Genomic DNA, 19,245 nt, shown 5'->3' on the forward strand with positions numbered 1-19,245 from the left:
CAGCGTCGCGCTCTCAGCCCCCGCACGGAACGGATCGCGGCGTCGCCGACCAGCCGCGCCGGGCAGCAGATCAGCGTCCGATGTTCCACAACGCGGTAGGCGCGGCCGCGTCCGTGGCGGGTAGAGCTGGTGCGTGCCGGATCCACCAGTGGCGCAGCAGGAGCGGCGGATGGCTGCGCAGTCCGCGGACGGCGGAGAGGTAGCGCAGCCGTTTGGGCTTTGCCCGGCGTTCGTCGAGGTGGAGTGTCAGGGCGCGGACTGTGGCTGGCCGCCCGCACTGGCGAGCTGCGATCGTGTCGCAGGCCAGCTCCTTCCACCAGCCCACGGCACTGCGTGCGGCAAAGAGCAGAGCAATCGTCATCGCGGCGTACGGAAAAGGCAGCAGCCCCGTGCAGGCCACGGTGCTCACGGCGACGCCGGAAGTCAGGAAGAGTTGGTGGACCGAGTCGTTGCGTTGAATGTGGGCGAGCTCGTGCTCCACGATGTAGGCCAGGGCTGGCTGTCCCTCCGGGAAGAACCAGATGAGTCCCAGTTCGATGTGGCCGAGCGTCTTCGAGGTGCGCGCAGAGTTGGCGTCGCCTGCCCAGCCGATGCGGGCACCGGTCACAGCAAGGGTGATGCGGTGCATGTCGTGCGCGGCGACGAAGGCCGCGACCCGGGCTTCGACTTTGCGCATCTGTTCTACCTGAGCCTCCATGTCAGCCTCATGTGGCTCCCACGCCCGGTCCCGGTACATCTCCCACGTCATCTGCTGACGCCACAGATGTATGAACCCGAGTTCCCCCATGGCGGTCAAGCCCAGGCCCGCGTACAGCCCGCCGGCGACCAGTGCGCACATCAAGACGAAGACCACCGTCGCGGTGCCCCGGTAGTGGGCCACGCCGACGACGGTCGTGATGAAGGCGGTGAACCCTGCTGCGCCCCACGGGTGCCACACCCAGTCCCTGACCATGAAGATCACCGTAGCTGCGGCTTCGCGGAGGCGTGGGCCACTTCGTCGGTCCGCAGCCGTCCCCCAGCCCGACCGAAGCGTTCGCCCGTTGGGCCCGTGGCCCGAACGTCAACAACGACGCGGCCCCTACGCCTGCGCGCGAGCGCTGGCACCGTTCCTGTCACTGGCGGCGGAGGTAGGCGCAGTCCGCTGCGAGCTGGGTGAGGAGGTCGCTGTCGGGGACAGGTCGCTGCAGACGGTCGGAGATGTCGCGGAGCGCCTGGCCACGCTCGCCGGAACGTCATTGTGACGGCCGTCGAGCCGGAGACGGACCGGCTGCTGGTCGCGGAGCTGGTGGCCGTGCTGAACGACGCCGAGTACTACAACTCCCGCAAATCCACGACCGACAGCAGGCTGGACTATCTGGAGCGCCAGGCGGCGTTGTCGAGAATGAGGTGCCGCGCTGCTGGCTGACGCCGACTGGCTCACCGATGCCGGCACCGGCGATGGCAGGCTATGCGGGCAGCTCACCGAGCGGGTTCTGCCGCTCAGTGAGCTGCTCTAGCCGCGACCGCGAGCGTCAGTCCACTGCGTATGCCTTCTCTGCGATCATGAAGGGGGCGTCGGCTGGGCCCTTGATGTAGGGGCCGCGCCAGATCATCCGGTGTTCTTGGGTGCTGGGGTACCACTGGCGGACTTTGTGCATGCGTACGGTCCACCGATGGTGGTAGGCGCGGCTCGTGCCTCCTTCGTCTTCGGCTGAGCGCTGTGCGGGGATCTGGTGGGCGAGTCGGATGACGCGCACGTTTGGTTCAGAGAGCGTCCCTCTTGGCCGTGCCTCGTACGTTGGCGTGCCCGACCCGGTGGGGGCTGCGAGGACGGTGATGCCTTGGGTGGCCAGGCGCCAGAACGCGAAGGCGTAGCGGAATGCGAAGTCGTCGTACACGTCGACGATCCGCCCGCCGTCCCACTGGCCCTCCTCGGGCGGCACCGCGTTGTACTCGGCGACTTGGTTCAGGGCCCTGTTCAGACCGCGGTGTTCCTCGGACAGGGCGGCGTGCTGCTCGCTGCTCGCGGTCGAGAGTGCGCTGTCGGCCCGCATCCCGTAGATGCCGTCGGGGACGAGCGGGGGCAGTGGCGATCCTGTGGCACGGGCCTGAGCGACCGCCATACGCCAGGACTCGGGTTGGACGGGTCCGTCGCGGTCCATGAAGCAGGTGAGCTGGACGCCGGGGTACTGGGCGTCAGGAAGCACCTGGTGCTGGGTGATGGGCTGCCAGCCGAAGGCGCGGATGTCGGACAGTGATCCGCCGCGGTTCTCCACGATGACGGGTTCGGGCAGTATCAGCACGCCGGTCGGGATGAGGATGTCGCGGTCCTTGTCGAGGGTTGCGACATCGGCGGGTTCCAGAGTGGAGGCCGCGGCCATGACCGCGGCGTGCGCGGCCGGCGAGATGACGAGCACCTCGGCCCGGTCCAGGAGCTGAAGTATCTGCTGGGTCTGCCATCGTGCCGCTTGGGCCGGGCCAGGAGGCCACGGGGGTTTCCAGCCCTGCTTGCCGATCATCATCGCGAACGCCAGGTTCTCCCGATGCTGCTCGGGCACGTCGCTATGGCCCAGCACTGCCCTCAGCTCCGCCATGCGGTTGCTGATGTTGGACGCCAGCATAGCTCGTACCCACGGGTTGTCCTGCAGCAGCCTTTCGGTGTCCGCCCGGGCCTGATGCGCGGTGCGGGCTGCCTTGGCGGCGTTCCATGTTCCTGCGGTATCGCGGTCGCGCTGCTTCTTGCCTCGGCTGGCCCTGCCCATGCTCTTCTCCTCCTCGATGGGTGCCTACAAGCTGCGCTGCCCGAGGGACCCTGCTCCTGATAGCGGGTTCGGCCGTGGTCTTCACCACTTGTCGGTGAGGGCGTCGAGGGGGTCTTCAACGTGGGTCCGGTTGACGCGGTCAGCCACTGCGATGGCGTCAGTGATCCAGGCACGGGCCCGCAGCCTGCTGCCGAGGTGGGTCGCGAGTGCCGCCGTGATGTCCTTGAGCTGGGCATCGCGGTTGAAGACATCGAGGACAAACTCGGCGAGCGCTTCGAAGTCGCCCTCCTGCGCCTCCTGGACGGCGGAGGACATCGTGGAGCGTATGCGGTAGAGGCCAGCGGCCTCTTTGAGAGCCCGCCAGAAGCGGGCGTCGTCGTGGCCGGGGAGGTCGTTGAGGAGGGCGGCGAGTTGCTGCTCGTCATCCGTCATGGTCATCTCCTTCACGACGGGGCACACCGTCACAAGCCCCGGGTCGGATGCCCGATCCCAGCTCTGTGAGCGCCTCTATGACGACTGTGACGGGGTCCCCGAGGGGTGTCAGGTCGAACCACTCCCCGCGCGCCCTGTACTGCGCGAAGCGCGTGTGCAGGGCGGTCTCGTAGTCACCCTCTGCTTCCAGGAGTGGCAGAAGCCGGGCTGGCTGACCGGTCTGGAGCTGCGCCATCCGGGACTTGAGCGTGACCGTCGTGTGTCCGATCTTCGTGAGCGGGGAGTCCTCCATGCCGACGAGATACGTCCGCCTTGTCCGCTCCGGCCCGCGCGGCGGCGAAGCCGCTGTTCCCGGCGCAGCGGGGAAGGCCTCGTCATCCTCCAACTCCTCCGGGCGCAGCCACCGGATGATCGGTGTGCTCCCGCCCTGGATGGTCAGGGTTTTGCCGATCGGGGTGCCGTCGGCCCGGAATGTGGTCCGCACGATCTGCATCACTCGGACGACGCCTTCATAGCCCAGCGCTTTAAGCTCTGCCTCCGTGGCGTAGCGGGAGGTGACCTCGGTCAGCTCCTTCACAGCCTGGCTCGATTCGAGGTGTGGTAACCCACGGAGAGGGCCGTCAGGCATGGGCCGGGGCGATGGATTCCGAAAGTCCATTGGTCAGTCCGCCAGCCATGCCGAGCCGGGCGTCCTGGATACCCTCCAGCGGGGCAGGCTGTAGCGCGTGACGAGCTTCCACGCGGTGCGCGTCGCATCGTCCACCCACGCGTGGCCGGCTGCGGGCAATCCGTGCACGCCCCGCAGATTCCGGGTGATCGTCTCCTGCGAGATGTACTTGTTGCCGTGGCCCAGGTACTTCAGGACGTGCACAGCGAGGTAGTCGACGTCCCGCCGCCGGCCCTGGCCGGCGAGGATCGGCTCGAGGTCGCTCGCAATCTTCCTGCCGATGCCCGAACTGCCCTCGTCCCAGAACGTGGCCTCGGGCCCGCGAAGGATGTCGATCAGATCGACCAGGTGCGCGAGGTCCGGGTCGTCGGCCAGGGTGATGATGTCGTCCATGGGTCCTCCGCCTGGGGTGAGGCACTGTCCGTCAGCCGGGGAGGTCGCCACAGGCTGACGTCGCAGATCATCAGTTCTGCGGAAGAGGTGCTGCCTCCGACTTCGGGGTGACTGCCCGAATTCCCCCGCGCATTGGCCGAGATCCGCCACTGTCTGCGCCCGCGCGGCACTGCGATAGGGCCTACGCGGGTGCCAAACGATCTTGGACGCCTCACCTGCTGGCCGCGTGGTCGGTCTGTTCGGCCTCCTCCAGGGTCAGGACCTGATGAGGGCCGCCGATGGCCACGCTGTCGAGCTCGTTGTCCCGGGCCAGTGCGCTGTCGTCGTAGTCGTCGCAGATCGGGCCGCCCTCGGCGATGAAGTCGACCCACAGGCCGGGCCAGGCTGGGTGCTGGTCGGTCACGGCATGCCCGCACTGGGCGCAGCTCGCCGCGGGAATGCCGTGGCGGCGCAAGATGGCGACGGCCTCGGCGTCGGTCGCGGCCCGGGGGTCGATCCAGGTCATCGCCTCTCGCAGTGGGGAGAAGCGGAGGGTGGCCTCGTAGTACGAGTTCCACGTGGTGAGCCCGTGTGCAGGGGTCTTGAAGCGGTAGGCGAACCGGGGCACCAGCGCGCCGGCAGCTGGCGGTTCGACTACGGCTTCCACGCCGTCGATTCGGGCGTCGTCGGGCAGGAGTTCCGGCAGGATGCCGGTCATCGTGTCCAGCGCCTGGTCGCGGTCAGCGGGGGCGGAGTTGAACAGGCCGCTCAGCAGGGCATCCCGGGTGCCGTAGGGCACGTAGAGGGTGGTCATGACGACCGGCTCGCCATCTTCCTGGACCACTTGAAGTAACAGCAGTTCGTGCTCGTGGCTCTCCAGCCGCACTTCCCCTTGCCCGCGGGTGATGGCCTCCGCTGCGGCCGTCACGGTGGGGAACGCCCGGTAGAACGTGTCCCATTCAGGGAGGATGTCTCCGGACTCGAGGAGCTTCACGATCTCAGCCGGCACCCCGTCGTACTCACGCTGCTGGCGCCGCTGCTCCGCCGAGGCCTTCTGCCGGCCTACGCGCTTGGCCCGGCTGCTCACGCTCTTCTTCGTACTCGCCATCGGACCACTGTCCTGCATCCCGAGACCACTTGAAGCCTCGTTGAAAAAGTCACACCGCCCTGCCCACTCGGCGGCCGTCCTGGATCCGGTCACGCCGTGGACCGCAATGGAGCGGACCCAGGGAGGATGACCGCGGCCCCCGACCGCTGGGCGCGCTCGGCGCGAGCACGGTGCAAGGCTGCGGCCTCGGTGGCGGTGAACTCGCGGCGCCGCTGCAGGACAGCGCCGTCGATCGGCGACAGCGCGTCGGCCGGTGCAACGTCGGGCTCGGGGAACGCCTGGCGGGACAGCTCCCGCAGTGCACGGTTCTGCCGCTCCGCCGCCTCCGCGATCCCCGTGTCGATCAGGGACGATGCTGCGGCCGCGCGGTGCGCCTCGATCGCACGCCGGTACCCGTCCGGCGGCGTCCGGCGCTCCACCGGAACCGCGGGCAAGCCGGGCGCGGTCGGGGCCGGGGCGGCGGCCCCCGCGGTCGTGGTGGTGCCGGTCTTCACGGGCGCGGGCGCCAGGACGTGCAGGGCGCGGACGCTCGCGCCAGGCACCCTCTCGTTGGCCACCTTGATCAGCTTTGGGGCGCTCCAGCGCAGCTTCGTGCCGATGGCCGGAGCGTCGGGGGCGATGTCCAGACGGCCGGTGTCCGCGTCGAACGCCACGGCCTGGACGCGCCCGGCGAGCTCGGGGACGGCCGCAGCGAGGATGGCGTCGAAGTCGGCGAGGACGGATCCGCCGGCGGCCGGGGCGACCATGGCGCGCTCGGTCATCATCCGGCTGATCGCGCTGCCCAGTCCAAGTGGCTCGCGCCCGTCGCGCCGTACGACGGTGCCGGTGCGCCGCTTGGGCTTCCGGGTGGTGGCGCCGCTCTTCCTCGCCGCTTCCCGGGCCGCGACCAGGGCCTGGCGGGCGAGGTCGATGCCGCTCAGCTCGCCGGTCATGCGATCACCGTCCCGGTGGCGTCGCCATCGAGGGCGCGGGCAGCGAGCTGGGGCAGCCGGTCCGCCCACGGGGCGGCCCCGGCCTGCTCAGTGCGGGCCGCCCGCTGCTCGCGCAGCTGCTCCAGCCGTGCCGCGAGCAGGTACTTGGCCACGCGCTCCCGGGCGGTGTCGGCGGCCTTCGTCGCCGCCGCGACGGCGTACGCGCCGGTCGGGTTGTGCCTGAACCAGTGACGGCCCTGCTCGGTCTTGTATGCCCGCTGGGCCTCGGCTTCGGCCTCCTCGGTGCGGCCCAGCACCGCCAAGGCGGTGTCCTGGTACTCGCCGACGGCCTGCTGCGCGGCCTGGAACGCGGTGAACGCGTACGCGTCCGCAGCCGCCTGTGGATCGGCCTCCAGGTCGGCCACATCGGTGATCTGAAGGAACTCCTGCCACTCAGCGCCGATGCTGTGACCGACGGCTGTACGGGCCCCGGCGACGGCGGCCGCGATGCTGCCCGGGTCGCTCAGGTCGGCGGACCCGGCCGCCGTGAGGAGACCGGCCTCACCGATCAGGGCCTCGGTCTGACGGCGGTGGTCGCACGCCTCGCACAGCCCGGCAGCTCGGCCACGCCCGCAGTCCTCGCACGCCAGCGCCTGGCGTACCGCGTCGGCGGCGGCCGCGACCTGGCGCTCGCGTTCCGCCTGCTCAGCGGCTGACGCCCGGGCCGCCTCGCGCCGGGCCTGCTCCGCGCGGGCCTGCTCCTGGCGCCACGCGAGGTCCTCCGCCTCGATGCCGACCCGCTCGCGCACCCGCTCCTCAAGGACGTCACGGCGCGCGCCGTCGGCCAGGCCGGGCAGCTCCCGGTCGATGTCCGCGCCGATCCGAGCACGCCAGGCCCGGCGAAGGTGGATGACGTTGCCGCAGTTCTCGCAGCCCTCACCCGTGTCGAGCCGGACCCCGTCGTCGCACTTGCGGTGCGAGCAGGCCGACCGCTGGGGCAGACCCCGGCGGATCAGCCACGGGAACGGCTTGTCGACCCGGGCCTCGCCGCCGGTCTCCGCCAGGCGGTCGGTCAGCCGGTCGGCCAAGAGCCGCGGCGCACCCTCCGACGCCACTCCCAGCCCGGCCAGCTGCGCCAGCTCGGTCTTCGCGGCGGCCTCCACCTGATCCTGCTGCCACCCCGACAGCCGCTCCCACAGCCACGCCACCGGCCCCAGGGCTACCCGCAGACAAAGATCAGCCGGAAGGACCACCCACCTCTGCTGCTGCGCCTTTTCCCACCCCGAGACCTGCGGCCGGCCACCAGCGCCAGCCACGGCAGCGCCCTGTCCCACTCGCTCGTCGACCGGGGACTCCTTCAGCTTTTCCCCGCGCAGCGGGCCGTCCTCGGCCACCGGCGACCCGCTCGCGGCAACGCCGGTCTCGCTATCGGCGGGCTGGTCCTCGCGTACGTGCACGCACTCCGGCCGACGGCCTTCAGCCCCACGGCCTTCGCCGGAAAAACCACAAGAGAGCTGCGGAGGAACTACGGAAGTAACCCCAGAAGCGTGGATTGCGTGGAGCTCTGCACCATCGGGACGCTCCCGATCCACCGTCTCCTCGGGGCTCTCAGCACCGCCGATCCCAGACGTACCAAGGGCACCAGCAGTACCGACCGGAGCATGATCTCCGCACGCACCAACAGGACGCGCCGAAAACACGGCAGCGGGCCCCGAAGCAGCCTCCACAGGGGCCAGGGTGCGGCCATACGCGCGGGCCACGGGGAGCAGCATGACCCGGGCCCGGCCGTTCATCCGCGTCGACGTCGTCTTGCGCTGCCGCGCCACGACACCGGCCTTCGTGAGCCGTGCCAAGACCTTGCGGCCCCCCGAGGGCGAGCAGCCCAGCAGCCGGGCCAGCGTCGCCGCCCCCCGGCCCTCCTTCGTCTTCACCGAGCCGCCGCACAGCTGCAGCCAGCCAGAGGCCCTTGTGTTCAGCACCATCAGCAGCAGGCCGAGCCGGTCGGTCGCCGCGCCCTTACCCCGACGGCCGGCCAGCAGCCCCGGCGGCGTCGGCTCCTTGCCCTTCGGCGTCCAGCCGTGACCGAACAACGCCTCACACAGGCGCAGCAGCGTCGCCAGCTCCGCCTTCGTCAGCGCGAGCGGGTGCCCCGCTCCCCCGCCGTGGTGAGCACGCCACAGCGGCATCACCAGGCACTTCAGCCCGGTCGGGTGCCCCTTGCCGTCCCGCACCACCTGCGTGTGCACGCCGTCCGACGTCCGCAGCGGCGGCAGCACCCGATGGTGGACCGTCGACTCCTTCACACCCAGCCACCGACCGAGCTCCGCGGCCCAAGTCGAAGTCAGAAGGTCGTCCTCCTCCCCCTTCGGCGCCCGCGACTTCGCGTACAGCACCACCGCCGCGAGCCGCGCCACGTCCGACTGCCCCGCGACGGACGGATCCGCCAACAGCGCCTGGACCGCGGCGAGCAACCGAAGCCGCATCACGCGACCAAGGCGCAGCGGGTCCTCCGGACCGTCACCGTCCGGCTTCCCCGAGGCCGGCACCGACCGCAACGCGGCCCGCGGCCCCGGAAGCCGAAACCCGGCGACGGAGGGGTCGACGTCGTCCCACGACAGGTGGTCCAGCACGGAGGCCGTCGTGGCGCTCATCGGCCCACCGCCGTGATCGCAGCGGCGGACACGGCGAGGACCGAGGCCATCTTCGTCACCGGGCCGGTGTACACGCCAAGGCGGACACCCCCCTCAGCAGGCAAAACACGCGCTTCGTGATCCATCCGACGACCCTGCACGAGGCAGCCTGTGGACAGAGCCCGCTCAGCCCGAATCACCCCCCGCGCTCCCGCACGGCGGGCAACAACTTCAAATCGCGTCCCGCCAAACGGGACGGCGCCCTCGCGGACACCGCCGTCGACGGAGTTGTGGACGACCTCCGCGAGCCGGTGCACGAGCCGAGCGACGGGTGCCGCGACCGGACCTCGCGAGACCGCTCCGAAAGCCCCGCGCTTGTAGCTTCCTACCGGAAGACCCTCTTCTTGTACGAACCACGCAAGAAGGGATAAGGCGGGCGCGAATCCCGTCACACGGGACGATCGCCGGACCTGAACCGGGGTGAATCGGGCAGAGCCGAGCTGACAGGGGGACACGAGATCGGGCACTATGAAGAGACCAACTTCCATATGCGTGGACCGACCGAGCCCCTAGCGGGGCTGGGCCTATCCGTTCGTGCGGATGTGTGGGTGCCCCCTCCGTGAGGAGAGGGCACCGGACGACGAACCAGAGGCGGGCTTCCTTCCTTATGGCGACTCGGACGGGTGGTGCGGACAGCCCTGTGGGCTGGTCGTGCTGAGTTCCGGTGGCCCTGCCAGGGGCCGGTGGAACAGTGCGGAAGCTCCCTGCCAGGGGAGCGACTGCGGTGAAGCTCGGTCCTGACGGACCGGGTGGAACGACCCGCTTACCAAGGCGGGGCCTTAAGAGAGAAAAACCAGCTCAGTGAGCTGAGGCCTGGAACCGGTGCCAACCGGGACCAGGTAGCCGACCTGATTTGTAAGTGGTCGGCGCTGACGGGCCGCGCGAAGCCGGAGCGGAGTACCAGTCCACTCGTTTGGCGCGCGCGGCCGATGACCTAGGTCATCCCGACCCCCTCGATTTCGAAGGCGGAGTCGGCGAACCCGAAAACGGCCGCAGCCGCGAGATCACCCTTCATCGGATGCCTCCTCGATGGCCGCGGCCGGGTACTTCACGGCGAGCTGCCGAAGGAAGTGCGCGTACGCACGACGGTTCCCACGGTGAGGCTGGGCGCGCCCGGCCTCCCACTGCGCGACCGCGAGTCGCTTGACGCCGATAGCCTCTGCGACTTCGGTCTGGGTGAGGCCGGCGGCGAGCCGGAGCTGCTGCCGGACCTTGAGCGTAGGGAGGGTGCCCTCCTCCACCAGGGCGTCAATTCGCCGCAGCGGATCAGACATCGGGGCCTCCACCATAGAGAAACAGTCCCCAAAACATACATTGGCCGGAAGATCTTCGCTAGCGAGAACGAGCGTGTTGCCGCACGAGATACCGACTGCTCCCACCCGACTCCCCGCCCCTCGCCGATCACCGTTCCGTTTCTGACGTGAGAACGCCCAGGTGGAGCCCCTTGGTGCCCCTGAATCGGAACAGATTTCGAGCGGCGGTTCCGGCGCTCGCCGACTCGCCACCCTGCCGATCCCGCCTGACGGGAGGCTCGTTCGTGAACCGTCCCGCCACGCGGGAAGCAATCCCTGAGAACCCGTCAGCCGGGCCGGGACAGGGTGCTGATCGAGCGGAAGCTGGCCCTTCTGCGGCCGAGCATGGCACGACCCCTTGACCGTGCGGAGGTGACAAGTGCCGGTGACATTCCAGATGTCACCGGCGGTCGTCACTTTGCGCAGCGTTTCAAGGGGCGCACGGTGTGTGCCGTTCACACGAGTCGATCCACGTCGCAGGGGGAGGCGAACGGCGTATGCCGAGTTCCGTCCGGCGTCGGCGAGTTGGAGAAGCGCCGAGTGCAGCAGATGGTGCTTCACGGTTCCTCCTTCGCTGACGTCGTGAGGATCGGAATCTGCAGATCTTCCCAGCGCCCTACGGTGCGAGCTCCGAGGCGGAACGCCGAGCCTGGAGCACGTACGCGTACGCCGTCCCGAGGTGCCCGTACCGGCTGCTGTTGTCTCCCGCGAGGGCCGACGCTGCCGATTCCGCAGCGCGCTCCAACTGGCGAGCGACGGAGGCCGGGACGTCTGCAGCGGCGAAGTCTCGCAGTGCTCCCACTACCTCGGTGAGGCCGGCGCCTTCGGGAAGGCCGTTCGGGCCTTTGACGCCCGCGAGCGCGGGAATCCATCCCGTGGTCGCATCCATGGAGCTGCGGAGTTCTTCCACCAGCTCGGGGGCGGTGAGGCGCTGCTCGTTCATTCGGGGGTCCGTTTCCAGAAGTCCAGAAGGGCCAGCGGCGGCGCCCCGGCGGGACCGGGACGCCGCTCGCGAAGGGGTGTCAGGCGAGTGGAGCGGCGTAGCGCAGCTTCCAGCCCTTCCCCAGAACGTGCTGGGTGACCTCGACAATGCGGCCATCAGCCGTCGCACCGATGTGGTTGATGGTCAGGACCTCAGCGCCCTCCGGCAGACCGAGGCGGGTGGCTTCCTCCGGGGTCGCCTCGCGAAGCTCGATGTCCTCGGTGGCCGCGCCGCCCTGGTCGTACCCGGCTTCCTTCATCCGGCTGATGATGCCCCCGACGCCGGTCTCCACCTGCTCAATGCCCGCGGCCTCCGCGACGTCGGCCGGGATGTACGTGGTGACGAGCTGGATGACGCGCTCACCGTCGAACATCTCGCGAGCCCGCACGACGACGTCACCGTCGACGCCCAGGAGCTCCGCGACATCCGCCGGCGCGGCGGCGCGGCTGACGGTCACCTCCGTGCGGGGGCTGCGGCCGGACCGGCGCAGCTCAGCGTCGAACGCTCCCCGGGCGCCGTTCTCTTCGCGCTGGCCGGTGGTGTACCGGGTCCGCGCGTCGCGCAGGATCACGCCGTTGTCGTCGATTCGGTTGCTAGCCATGTGCTGAATGCTCCTTGCTGGTGTGGTGGTGGATGCTCGATCCGCCCTGGCGCTTGCGACGCCAGCACGGCAGTTCTTGCTACTCAGCCGGTTTCCGGCGAGTCGATGACCCACTCGTACGCGAGCTTCCATTTCGAGCGGGGCAGTACATGGAGGCAGATCTCCACGATCCGACCCTCGGCCGTCAGCCCCTTGTGGGTGATCTCCAGGACCGCCTGTTCAACGGGGATGCCGAGCGCTGCGGCCTCCTCCCCCGAGGGAGATCTGACCTCGATCTCCTCGCGGAGACGTACCTGCCGGAAGCCGGCCTCCGCCATGCGTGACTTGCTGCCGCCGATGCCGGTCTCGTACTCGGCAAGCACGGGACAGGCATCCACGACGTCCGGCGGGAACCAGGACGTCGCCACCTGGACGACCTCCAACGCCTCAGCGTCACCAGGAATGCCGACCGGCATGATGCGCTCGCGTTTCAAAGTCTTCGCACGGTGGTGCATCTCGAAGATGTCGGCGACCTTCTTTGGCGGGACGTCCCGCCCGATCGTGACGATGGCGTCCTTGGGCTCGAGGCCCATGGCCCTCATCTCGGCTTCGAAGGCACCGACGGCGCCGCCGGCCTCGCGCAGCGCGGGCAGGTACCGCTTGGTGCGGTCGGACATCATCTTGCCGATCACCAGGGACACGAAGGTGCCCTTGCCGCGCCGAGAGAAGACGAGGCCTTCGTCCTCCAGGAGTCCGTAGACCTCCCGGGCGGTCTGGTAGGCGATGTCGTGCTGCTTCTGGAGTTGCGGGACGCCGGGCAGGCGGGACCCCGGCGCGAGTATGCGCCGCGCGATCTTGTCCCGGATGTCGGCGGCGATCCGCTCGACCTTTCCGGGCTCTCTCTTCGTCACCATCCCCTGCCCTTTCGATCCCAACGCGGCGAGCGTCTCTCGCTGCCGGTCCGCACAGCATGGCATGTCTAGTTGTTTCTCGAAAGCCGGGCGCGACACGGGCCAGTCTTGGATGCGACGAAACGCCTATGTGTCTAAGTAAAGGCGCAGGTCAGAGCAGTTTTTCTAAACTACTTAGCTAGACAGGTTGACGAACCGCCCGGGAGGGGGCTGTAATCAAGGGGTTCCCGGCGCAGGGCGAGTAGCTGAGCGCAGGGAGTAGCCACCACTTGCGTCACCGCACGACCGTAGGAAGTTGTCCGCCTCGCAAGAGGGGGCCGGGTCGATGGCAAGAGCAAATCCCCGGGTTCTCGATTTCCTGCATGCAGCGCAATGCGCTGTCCGTCCGTCAGGACGCCGGGGTCACCCGTGCGGCCTGGTGGGCGGAGAGAGCACCGCGAAGCACCTACTTCCCTCCCCTTCGCACATGAGGAGATTCGCCATGGCCATCACCGCCGCGATGCCCACCGCCAAGGAACGCCTCCGCCGGACCCGCACGAAGCGGGTCAGCGCCTTACCCCCGCTCAAGCTCTCCAGGCTCCTGCCCTCGCACATCGACCTTCGTGACCCGCTCAAGGCCGTTCTGGTCTGCGGGGACTGCGGAACTTGGGTACCGATCACCGGAATGCAGAGCAAGGTGCAGAAGCTGGTCCCGCACCACACCGGCAAGGCCGGCGTCGCCGACGCGATCCACTGCCGGAGCAGCAACCGGCGGATCGAGTTCGACATGACGATCCCCGAGTGGCGCCAGGCCCTGACCGACGCCGCCACGGATGCCTCCAGTCGCCAAGCCACCACGGTGCTGGCCAAGGCGTTCAGCCCGCAGACCGACCGAACCTTGCGGGCTCGTGCCGAGCGCACCCCCGCCGGGCGCGTCGCCGACTGGGACGCGGTTCAGGCACAGGCCGGCGAGGCCGACGCCGCACGGAAGAAGGTCCCGGACGGGGCGCGCCCGGCTGATGGCCCTGAGGTTCCGCAGCAGCCGGAGCACTTGCAACGTCACGACCAGCGGCAGGCCGAGCTGGGCAAGCAGGCCCGTGACGGCTATCCGGCAGAAGGGGCTCCTGCCCAGCCCGAGTGCGCGCACTGCGGGACCACCGAGCTGAACTTCGTCCGCGCAGCCGCTGCCGGATGGCTCCAGGTCCTCCGCCGGACCCACTGCGGTCGGTGTGCCGGCCGCTTCCCGGTCTGGATGCGCACCCAGTTCTGACTCACACGGAGACGAACGACCACGGCCCCGGCTGCCCCCGCTTCAACAGGGGGCGGCCGGGGCCGTGGCTGCTCGTACGACAGCCAGACGCTGATTCAGGAGTCGAATATGGACGCGTGGGAGAAGCAAGTCGCGAACGTGGCCTCGCTGTTGGTCGGACGGGCATCCGCTCAGGTGGCCCGGCAGAGCGGGGGCCAGTCGCAGGGCAGGTCGCTGGTGGAGCAGCGGGCGGGTCAGCTGATGGCGTTGGCCGCCGAGGGCGATCGGCCGGGGATGGACCGGCTGCTGCGGTCGTGGCCGGAGTCGGGCATCCGGCAGGTGGTGGCGGAGCTCGAACGCCGCTGAGCCTGGACGGTCACCCACGGTCGCCGCTACCCGCTCACGCTGTGGGTGGCGGCGGCCGTGGCTGCTCGTACAGCAGTCAGAAGCGACGAACCCCCGGGCTTAGGCCCCCGGGGGTTCGTCTTTGCAGTCCCCCTCGACGAAAGGGAAGACGCACATGCACAGGATGACATCCACTCAGGCCCGCCGGATGCGGCGCCCGGTGCTCCAGGCCGCGATCGACACCGGCGCCCGCTGCACCAAGGCCGACCCTGACCTCTTCTTCCGGGCCGACGGGGAGCCGCCGGCCACCTGGCAGGCGCAGCGCGCCGAGGCGATCCGCTTCTGCCACGGCTGCCCCGTCCGCACCGTCTGCGAGGAGCTGGCCCTGCGCGACGGCGACGGCAACCCGCGCGTCGACGACCTCGTCCGCGGAGGCCGCTCCGGCTACGAGCTGGTCGCGCTTCGCGAGCTCCAGGCCCAGCGCCTGGCCGCCGCGATCACCGCTGACGCGGCCAGCGACCAGGAGTGGAACAAGCTCGCGGACCTCTCGATGAAGCTGAACAGCGAGGCCGGCAGGATGCCGACCCGCAGCGGTGGCATGCCGCACCAGGCCGTACTCCTGGGGCAGCAGAACGAGCGGATCGCCGAGCTCGCCGCACAGCTGGCTGCGGTGCGCACCGCCCGTCGAGCCCGGACCGGTTGGGAGGTCGCGGCATGACCGCCACCCTGACCCCGCGCGCCGGGAAGATCGACGACATCCGCCGCGAAGAAGAGGACCGCGGCTACGAGCGGGACGAGACCGACTCCCTCCACCAGGTCGGCACCCTGCTGCTCACGATGGCCGAGCGGGACGACGCCCGGATCCCCGACGGACGCCGCGCCCGGCGGACCCTCGCCGAGATGGCCCCCGGCTACGTCCGGCCCCCGCTGCTGGTTTTCAACGTGCCGGTCCGCGCGGCGGACGACGCCTGTGGCCTGTGCGGATGGTGGACCTGCCGCTGCGGTCAGAACGCCGCAGCCCCGCCCCGGCCGCCGAGCATGCCGGGCACGGTCCGGTGAGCGGCTGCGACCACCCGCCGACCCTGGTCACCGTGAACTCCACCGGCGCGGACGGTGAGCCGTACCAGTCGGTCAAGCACGAGCCGTGCTCGTGCGGGACGCCGTCGCAACCGCAGCCCGAGACGGAGTAGCACCCGCGTGCACATACCGGCCGCCCGTACCGCTCAGCACCATGCGGGACGGGCCATCGCCGCGCGCGGCCTGAACCACCCCCTCGCCCAGGCGCTCTTGGCGGCCGCTGTCCTCACCGCGGCCGCCGCCTGGGATGCCGGCCACCGCGTCACCGACATCCACCCGCCTCTCACCAGGGGCGGCAAGACCTGAAGAACAGGGTCCCGCTTGGCGGGCCCGGATGCCGGGTTCTCGCCCGCAGCCCTGGCCCGCTACCCACCGGCCGCCCGCCCTGCGGGATCCCGCCCTTCCACTCGCCTTCGGTCCGGGAGATCCTCGGGCCCGCCCTGCCAGGAGAACTCATGGAGCACAGCACTCAGCTCGACACCACAACGACCATCACCGGCACGGCCCGGCGGATGCCGGAGTCCCTGTGCACGCACCGGCCGACGTGCCCGACCGCCGACAGCCCCGACCGCGAGGCGGCTTGCATCATCGCCGCTCATCCCGAACAGGGCTGGAGCCTGCTCTGCAATTCCGTCCTGGTGTTCGAGGACACGGGTGAGCTGCTCCCCGACGGCCGGATCGTAGCCCCGCACCGGCCCACCGACGCCATCGCCAGCACGCTGCCGCTCCGGCTCGCGGCCGACCACGCGCTCATCGGGGGCGCGATCGGTAGCGGCAAGACCAGCCTGGCCGCGTTCCAGCTGGGCCTGGCCAGTACCTCGCGATCGGCCTGACGGCTGCCTGATCCGCCCGCACCGGCCGCCGAACCTCGGCGGTCGGGTCTGGCGGTGACGGGGAGCCGGGCAGTCCGGACTCGCCGGCCCCGGGCCGGTGTACGCGAAGGAGGAGAGCACGTGACCCAGCCCCAGACGCAGGCCACCCACGAGACAACCAGCTACATCAAGGGCGACCTGGTCCTGTTCCGCGACGTCGAACGGTTCTGGCTCGGTCTCCCGGGCCACACGTTCGTCGGCCGGGTGGTGCGGTCCTGGACGAACGTCCACAGCGGCAAGCTCCTCTACGACCTGGTGGAGCTGAGCGGTAACCGCGCCCGCGCCGGGATCGACCCCGACTACATGCGACCGCTCCCGGCGGCCGATGCGATGCACGACATCGACACCGCGCCGCTGAGCGAGCAGGACACCGGGGCAATGACGCCGGCCGCCGTCGCCTGGCTGCGCCAGCACCTCGGGCAGGACAGCAGCGCGCTGCCCGCCCGGCGCTGACCACCCGCTCCACGCAGACGGCCCTCCAAGTCCCCGGCATTTCAGCTGCCGGGGACTTGGAGGGCCTCGTCCGAGCCTACCGACCTACGCCGATCCGCGGTGGCCTCTTGCACGAGGCGCCGGAGTAAGAGAGGACACCCCGTGGCCAACACCACCGCCCGGCGCAGGCGCAAGCCCGCCCCGGCCCTCAAGCCTCGCGGCACCGGGCGCACCAAGGCGCCCGCCACCGCCGCTTGCATTCCCACCCAGGCCGTCTCCGAGGAGAGCGTGCCGTGGGTGTTCGAGGAAGCAGACCCGGTCCTGGCCGATGCTGCCGACCGCGCCGCCGACCTCCGCGACCAGGCCGCCGAGGACGCCGACCGAATCGTCGCCGCGGGCGAGGCCCAGGCCGCCGAACTCCTCGACGGCGCCCGCACGGAGGCGGCCACCCTCACCGAGGAGGCCACCACCGAGCAGTCCCGCCTCCTGGCCAACGCCACCACGGTTGCCGCCCAGACCCGCACGGACGCCGAAGCCACGGCGGAGCAGCTGCTCGGCGCCGCCCGGGAGCAGGCCAAGGCCCTCACCACCGAGGCGACCGGCAAGGCCGACGAGGTCCTGGCCGCGGCAGCGGCGGCCGCCGACCAGATCCGCGAGGACGCCGCGACCACCGCGGTCGCCGACGCCGACCGGGTCCGTACCGACGCCGCGGCGGACGCCGAGCAGCTGCTCGCCGAAGCGCGCGGAGAGGCCGAGGCCCTCACCACGGCGGCGGCCGGGAAGGCGGAGGAGGTCCTGGCCGACGCGGACCGCCGGGCTCAGGGCGCCATGACATCGGCAGCCGCCGACGGCGAGCGGGTCCGCACGGAGGCCAGCCGGGAGGCGGCGCAGGTCCTCTCCGACGCGAAGGAGAAGCGCACCGGGCTCCTCGCCGAGGCCGAGCGCACCGTCGCCGACATCCGTACACGGGCGGCCAAGGGCGCCGAAGAAGTCCTGGAGCGCGCCCGTGCCGACGCGGACCGGACGCGCGCAAACGCGGACAACCAGGCCGCGCAAGTCCGGGCCGGGGCCGAGAAGACGGCTGCCGGCCTGCGCGCCGACGCCGACCGCGCCCTGGACGACGCCCGCGCTTCGGCAGAGGAGCTGCGCACCGCCACGGACAAGGAGGTCGTCCGGCTGCGGGAGCAGGCCGAGTCGGAGCAGGCAACGGCCCGGGAGGCGGCGGCCAAGGCCACGGTCGACCAGGCCGCTGCCGCGCAGGCCCTGACCGAGGCCGAGCGGATCCTCGAGGCGGCGACGCAGCGCACCGTGCGGCGGGCCCGCCGCCGGGAGATCCGGGCCGAGTCCCGCGCCACCCGGCGCCGGATCCGCGACGAGGCACGGCCCGCCGGCATTGTCCCGCCGCTGTCCGGGCAGGAGCTGCTCCTGGTCGTCGGGATCATCTTGGCGGCCGCGGTCGTCTCCACCCTCGGCCTGCTCTCCTCCTACACCGCGCTCGAGGCCAAGGCCACCGCGTGGGGCTGGGAATGGCCCTGGCTGCTCCCCGTCGGCATCGACGTCGCCATCCCGGCGTTCACCGGCGCCAGCCTGATCCTGATCCGGATGGGGATGGAGCTGCGCTGGATCCGCTGGGTGCCCCGCGTGCTGACGGCAGTGACCGTGTACCTGAACTGGAACGCCTCGGACTCCGCGTCGGGCCGCATCGGCCATGCCGCCCTCACCCTGCTGTGGGTCGTCTTCTCGGAGATCGCCTCCCACGTGTACGCCACGAAGATCGGCGCGGTCACCGGCAAGGTCCGCATGGACACGGTCCGGCGCTCGCGCTGGCTGCTCGCCCCGATCCCGACCGCCCGGCTCCGTCGCCGGATGATCCTGTGGGAGATCCATTCTTACGACGAGGCGCTCACCCGCCTCCAGCAGGAGACCTGGCTGCGAGCGCGGCTGCGCGAGGAGTTCGGTCTGCTGTGGCGTTGGAAGGCGCCGCTGGAGCAGCGGATGGCGCTCAAGCTCGGCTCGGCGCCCGCGGCGCTCGCCGACACGCTCACCCCCGAGGACGCTCACACCGTCGAGCGCGCGGACGTGGGCGCCGACGCTTACCCGGAAGCGGGCGGCGCTCACCCCGAGGTGAGCGCGCTCACCTCCAGCGACGGGGAGGGTGAGCGCGAGCGCCCGGCGCTCACCACGGGCGCTCACCAGGGCGAGCGCGCCGGGGAGGACGACGACGCTCACCGAGCGGAGAGCGTTCGAAGCCGCAGCGAGCAGGGCGCGCTGACCGAGCGCCGCCACGAACGCATCCGGCTCCTCTACACCGAGCTCGGGCGCCGTCCGCAGTGGACGGAGATCCGCGACGCGCTCACGAAGGCAAGCCTGTCCGACGAGCCCGTCTCCCGCCCCACCGCCCAACGCCTGCGCGAGCAGGTCGAAGAAGGCACCCCGAGCGCCCCGGCGAGCGCGAGCGTCAGCGCCGAGGCGAGCATGCCGGTCCACACCTGAGCGCCCGCCCTGCGCTCACCCTCCTGCCGCTCATGGTCGCCACCGGTCCGCGCTCACGCTCGAAAGCGTGAGCGCGGACCGGTGACGGCCACGGCTGGCAGGCCGGACATCC

The 19,245-nt window shown here is 70.6% G+C and carries 21 protein-coding genes; 9 read left to right on the forward strand and 12 right to left on the reverse strand.

Features of this window, described 5'->3' with window-relative positions; genetic code table 11:
• Positions 1-70: 70 nt before the first annotated feature.
• Entirely contained in the window at positions 71-952 is an 882-nt protein-coding gene (locus ACIQWR_RS38870; RefSeq protein ID WP_404020070.1) for a hypothetical protein, read from the reverse strand.
• 285 nt (positions 953-1,237) lie between these two features.
• Here ACIQWR_RS38870 and ACIQWR_RS38875 point away from each other — a divergent pair, with 285 nt between their 5' ends.
• Complete coding sequence (locus tag ACIQWR_RS38875; RefSeq protein ID WP_404020072.1) at positions 1,238-1,405, forward strand: hypothetical protein; 168 nt, start codon at positions 1,238-1,240, stop codon at positions 1,403-1,405.
• Between the two features lie 106 nt (positions 1,406-1,511).
• Here ACIQWR_RS38875 and ACIQWR_RS38880 read toward each other — a convergent pair whose 3' ends face one another.
• From ACIQWR_RS38880 to ACIQWR_RS38930, 11 genes are all read right to left on the reverse strand, one after another.
• Positions 1,512-2,741, reverse strand: coding sequence for a hypothetical protein (locus tag ACIQWR_RS38880; RefSeq protein ID WP_404020075.1), 1,230 nt, complete (start codon positions 2,739-2,741; stop codon positions 1,512-1,514).
• An 81-nt stretch (positions 2,742-2,822) separates the two neighbouring features.
• Positions 2,823-3,173, reverse strand: coding sequence for a hypothetical protein (locus ACIQWR_RS38885; protein ID WP_404020077.1), 351 nt, complete (start codon positions 3,171-3,173; stop codon positions 2,823-2,825).
• Positions 3,163-3,750, reverse strand: coding sequence for a GIY-YIG nuclease family protein (locus ACIQWR_RS38890; RefSeq protein ID WP_404020080.1), 588 nt, complete (start codon positions 3,748-3,750; stop codon positions 3,163-3,165). The genes ACIQWR_RS38885 and ACIQWR_RS38890 overlap by 11 nt, the downstream gene beginning before the upstream one ends.
• Before the next feature lie 84 nt (positions 3,751-3,834).
• Positions 3,835-4,233, reverse strand: coding sequence for a hypothetical protein (locus tag ACIQWR_RS38895; protein ID WP_404020082.1), 399 nt, complete (start codon positions 4,231-4,233; stop codon positions 3,835-3,837).
• A 211-nt stretch (positions 4,234-4,444) separates the two neighbouring features.
• Positions 4,445-5,320 carry a hypothetical protein gene (locus ACIQWR_RS38900; RefSeq protein ID WP_404020085.1) on the reverse strand — a complete coding sequence of 292 codons (876 nt, stop codon included), beginning with the start codon at positions 5,318-5,320 and terminating at the stop codon, positions 4,445-4,447.
• An 89-nt stretch (positions 5,321-5,409) separates the two neighbouring features.
• Positions 5,410-6,252, reverse strand: a complete 843-nt coding sequence (locus tag ACIQWR_RS38905; protein ID WP_404020088.1) for a DUF721 domain-containing protein — start codon at positions 6,250-6,252, stop codon at positions 5,410-5,412.
• The gene (locus ACIQWR_RS38910; protein WP_404020091.1) at positions 6,249-8,882 is read right to left on the reverse strand and encodes a hypothetical protein; all 2,634 of its coding nucleotides are present in this window, start codon (positions 8,880-8,882) and stop codon (positions 6,249-6,251) included. Before ACIQWR_RS38910 ends, ACIQWR_RS38905 begins: the two co-directional genes overlap by 4 nt.
• A 1,043-nt stretch (positions 8,883-9,925) precedes the next feature.
• Positions 9,926-10,195, reverse strand: coding sequence for a helix-turn-helix transcriptional regulator (locus tag ACIQWR_RS38915; protein ID WP_404020093.1), 270 nt, complete (start codon positions 10,193-10,195; stop codon positions 9,926-9,928).
• Between the two features lie 634 nt (positions 10,196-10,829).
• Complete coding sequence (locus tag ACIQWR_RS38920; RefSeq protein ID WP_404020096.1) at positions 10,830-11,156, reverse strand: hypothetical protein; 327 nt, start codon at positions 11,154-11,156, stop codon at positions 10,830-10,832.
• A 79-nt stretch (positions 11,157-11,235) separates the two neighbouring features.
• Positions 11,236-11,796 carry a UTRA domain-containing protein gene (locus ACIQWR_RS38925; protein WP_404020099.1) on the reverse strand — a complete coding sequence of 187 codons (561 nt, stop codon included), beginning with the start codon at positions 11,794-11,796 and terminating at the stop codon, positions 11,236-11,238.
• An 83-nt stretch (positions 11,797-11,879) separates the two neighbouring features.
• Positions 11,880-12,785 (reverse strand): GntR family transcriptional regulator, encoded by a 906-nt coding sequence (locus ACIQWR_RS38930; protein ID WP_404020102.1) that lies wholly within the window; start codon positions 12,783-12,785, stop codon positions 11,880-11,882.
• A 382-nt stretch (positions 12,786-13,167) separates the two neighbouring features.
• On the opposite strand from ACIQWR_RS38930, the gene ACIQWR_RS38935 reads away from it, so the two are divergent.
• From ACIQWR_RS38935 to ACIQWR_RS38970, 8 genes are all read left to right on the forward strand, one after another.
• Complete coding sequence (locus tag ACIQWR_RS38935) at positions 13,168-13,935, forward strand: hypothetical protein (protein WP_404020105.1); 768 nt, start codon at positions 13,168-13,170, stop codon at positions 13,933-13,935.
• Positions 13,936-14,043: 108 nt separating this feature from the next.
• Positions 14,044-14,280, forward strand: coding sequence for a hypothetical protein (locus ACIQWR_RS38940; RefSeq protein WP_404020108.1), 237 nt, complete (start codon positions 14,044-14,046; stop codon positions 14,278-14,280).
• A 154-nt stretch (positions 14,281-14,434) separates the two neighbouring features.
• Positions 14,435-14,977, forward strand: a complete 543-nt coding sequence (locus ACIQWR_RS38945; protein WP_404020111.1) for a WhiB family transcriptional regulator — start codon at positions 14,435-14,437, stop codon at positions 14,975-14,977.
• Positions 14,974-15,318, forward strand: a complete 345-nt coding sequence (locus ACIQWR_RS38950) for a hypothetical protein (protein WP_404020113.1) — start codon at positions 14,974-14,976, stop codon at positions 15,316-15,318. Before ACIQWR_RS38945 ends, ACIQWR_RS38950 begins: the two co-directional genes overlap by 4 nt.
• A gap of 138 nt (positions 15,319-15,456) precedes the next feature.
• The gene (locus ACIQWR_RS38955) at positions 15,457-15,642 is read left to right on the forward strand and encodes a hypothetical protein (protein WP_404020116.1); all 186 of its coding nucleotides are present in this window, start codon (positions 15,457-15,459) and stop codon (positions 15,640-15,642) included.
• A gap of 149 nt (positions 15,643-15,791) precedes the next feature.
• Positions 15,792-16,169 (forward strand): DUF5999 family protein, encoded by a 378-nt coding sequence (locus tag ACIQWR_RS38960; RefSeq protein ID WP_404020119.1) that lies wholly within the window; start codon positions 15,792-15,794, stop codon positions 16,167-16,169.
• Positions 16,170-16,289: 120 nt separating this feature from the next.
• Positions 16,290-16,661, forward strand: a complete 372-nt coding sequence (locus ACIQWR_RS38965) for a hypothetical protein (protein ID WP_404020122.1) — start codon at positions 16,290-16,292, stop codon at positions 16,659-16,661.
• Positions 16,662-16,802: 141 nt separating this feature from the next.
• The gene (locus ACIQWR_RS38970; protein ID WP_404020125.1) at positions 16,803-19,133 is read left to right on the forward strand and encodes a DUF2637 domain-containing protein; all 2,331 of its coding nucleotides are present in this window, start codon (positions 16,803-16,805) and stop codon (positions 19,131-19,133) included.
• The last annotated feature ends 112 nt before the right edge of the window (positions 19,134-19,245 follow it).

The organism is Streptomyces sp. NPDC098789, from assembly GCF_044759975.1.
GTDB lineage: Bacteria > Actinomycetota > Actinomycetes > Streptomycetales > Streptomycetaceae > Streptomyces.

Bases quoted from the DNA above. Each gene is read 5' to 3' on its own strand.
- ACIQWR_RS38910 (WP_404020091.1), bottom strand. From the start codon at position 8,882: ATGAGCGCCACGACGGCCTCCGTGCTGGACCACCTGTCGTGGGACGAC.
- ACIQWR_RS38915 (WP_404020093.1), bottom strand. From the start codon at position 10,195: ATGTCTGATCCGCTGCGGCGAATTGACGCCCTGGTGGAGGAGGGCACC.
- ACIQWR_RS38935 (WP_404020105.1), top strand. From the start codon at position 13,168: ATGGCCATCACCGCCGCGATGCCCACCGCCAAGGAACGCCTCCGCCGG.
- ACIQWR_RS38900 (WP_404020085.1), bottom strand. From the start codon at position 5,320: ATGGCGAGTACGAAGAAGAGCGTGAGCAGCCGGGCCAAGCGCGTAGGC.
- ACIQWR_RS38905 (WP_404020088.1), bottom strand. From the start codon at position 6,252: ATGACCGGCGAGCTGAGCGGCATCGACCTCGCCCGCCAGGCCCTGGTC.
- ACIQWR_RS38925 (WP_404020099.1), bottom strand. From the start codon at position 11,796: ATGGCTAGCAACCGAATCGACGACAACGGCGTGATCCTGCGCGACGCG.
- ACIQWR_RS38880 (WP_404020075.1), bottom strand. From the start codon at position 2,741: ATGGGCAGGGCCAGCCGAGGCAAGAAGCAGCGCGACCGCGATACCGCA.
- ACIQWR_RS38950 (WP_404020113.1), top strand. From the start codon at position 14,974: ATGACCGCCACCCTGACCCCGCGCGCCGGGAAGATCGACGACATCCGC.
- ACIQWR_RS38885 (WP_404020077.1), bottom strand. From the start codon at position 3,173: ATGACGGATGACGAGCAGCAACTCGCCGCCCTCCTCAACGACCTCCCC.
- ACIQWR_RS38945 (WP_404020111.1), top strand. From the start codon at position 14,435: ATGCACAGGATGACATCCACTCAGGCCCGCCGGATGCGGCGCCCGGTG.
- ACIQWR_RS38940 (WP_404020108.1), top strand. From the start codon at position 14,044: ATGGACGCGTGGGAGAAGCAAGTCGCGAACGTGGCCTCGCTGTTGGTC.
- ACIQWR_RS38895 (WP_404020082.1), bottom strand. From the start codon at position 4,233: ATGGACGACATCATCACCCTGGCCGACGACCCGGACCTCGCGCACCTG.
- ACIQWR_RS38870 (WP_404020070.1), bottom strand. From the start codon at position 952: ATGGTCAGGGACTGGGTGTGGCACCCGTGGGGCGCAGCAGGGTTCACC.
- ACIQWR_RS38960 (WP_404020119.1), top strand. From the start codon at position 15,792: ATGGAGCACAGCACTCAGCTCGACACCACAACGACCATCACCGGCACG.
- ACIQWR_RS38920 (WP_404020096.1), bottom strand. From the start codon at position 11,156: ATGAACGAGCAGCGCCTCACCGCCCCCGAGCTGGTGGAAGAACTCCGC.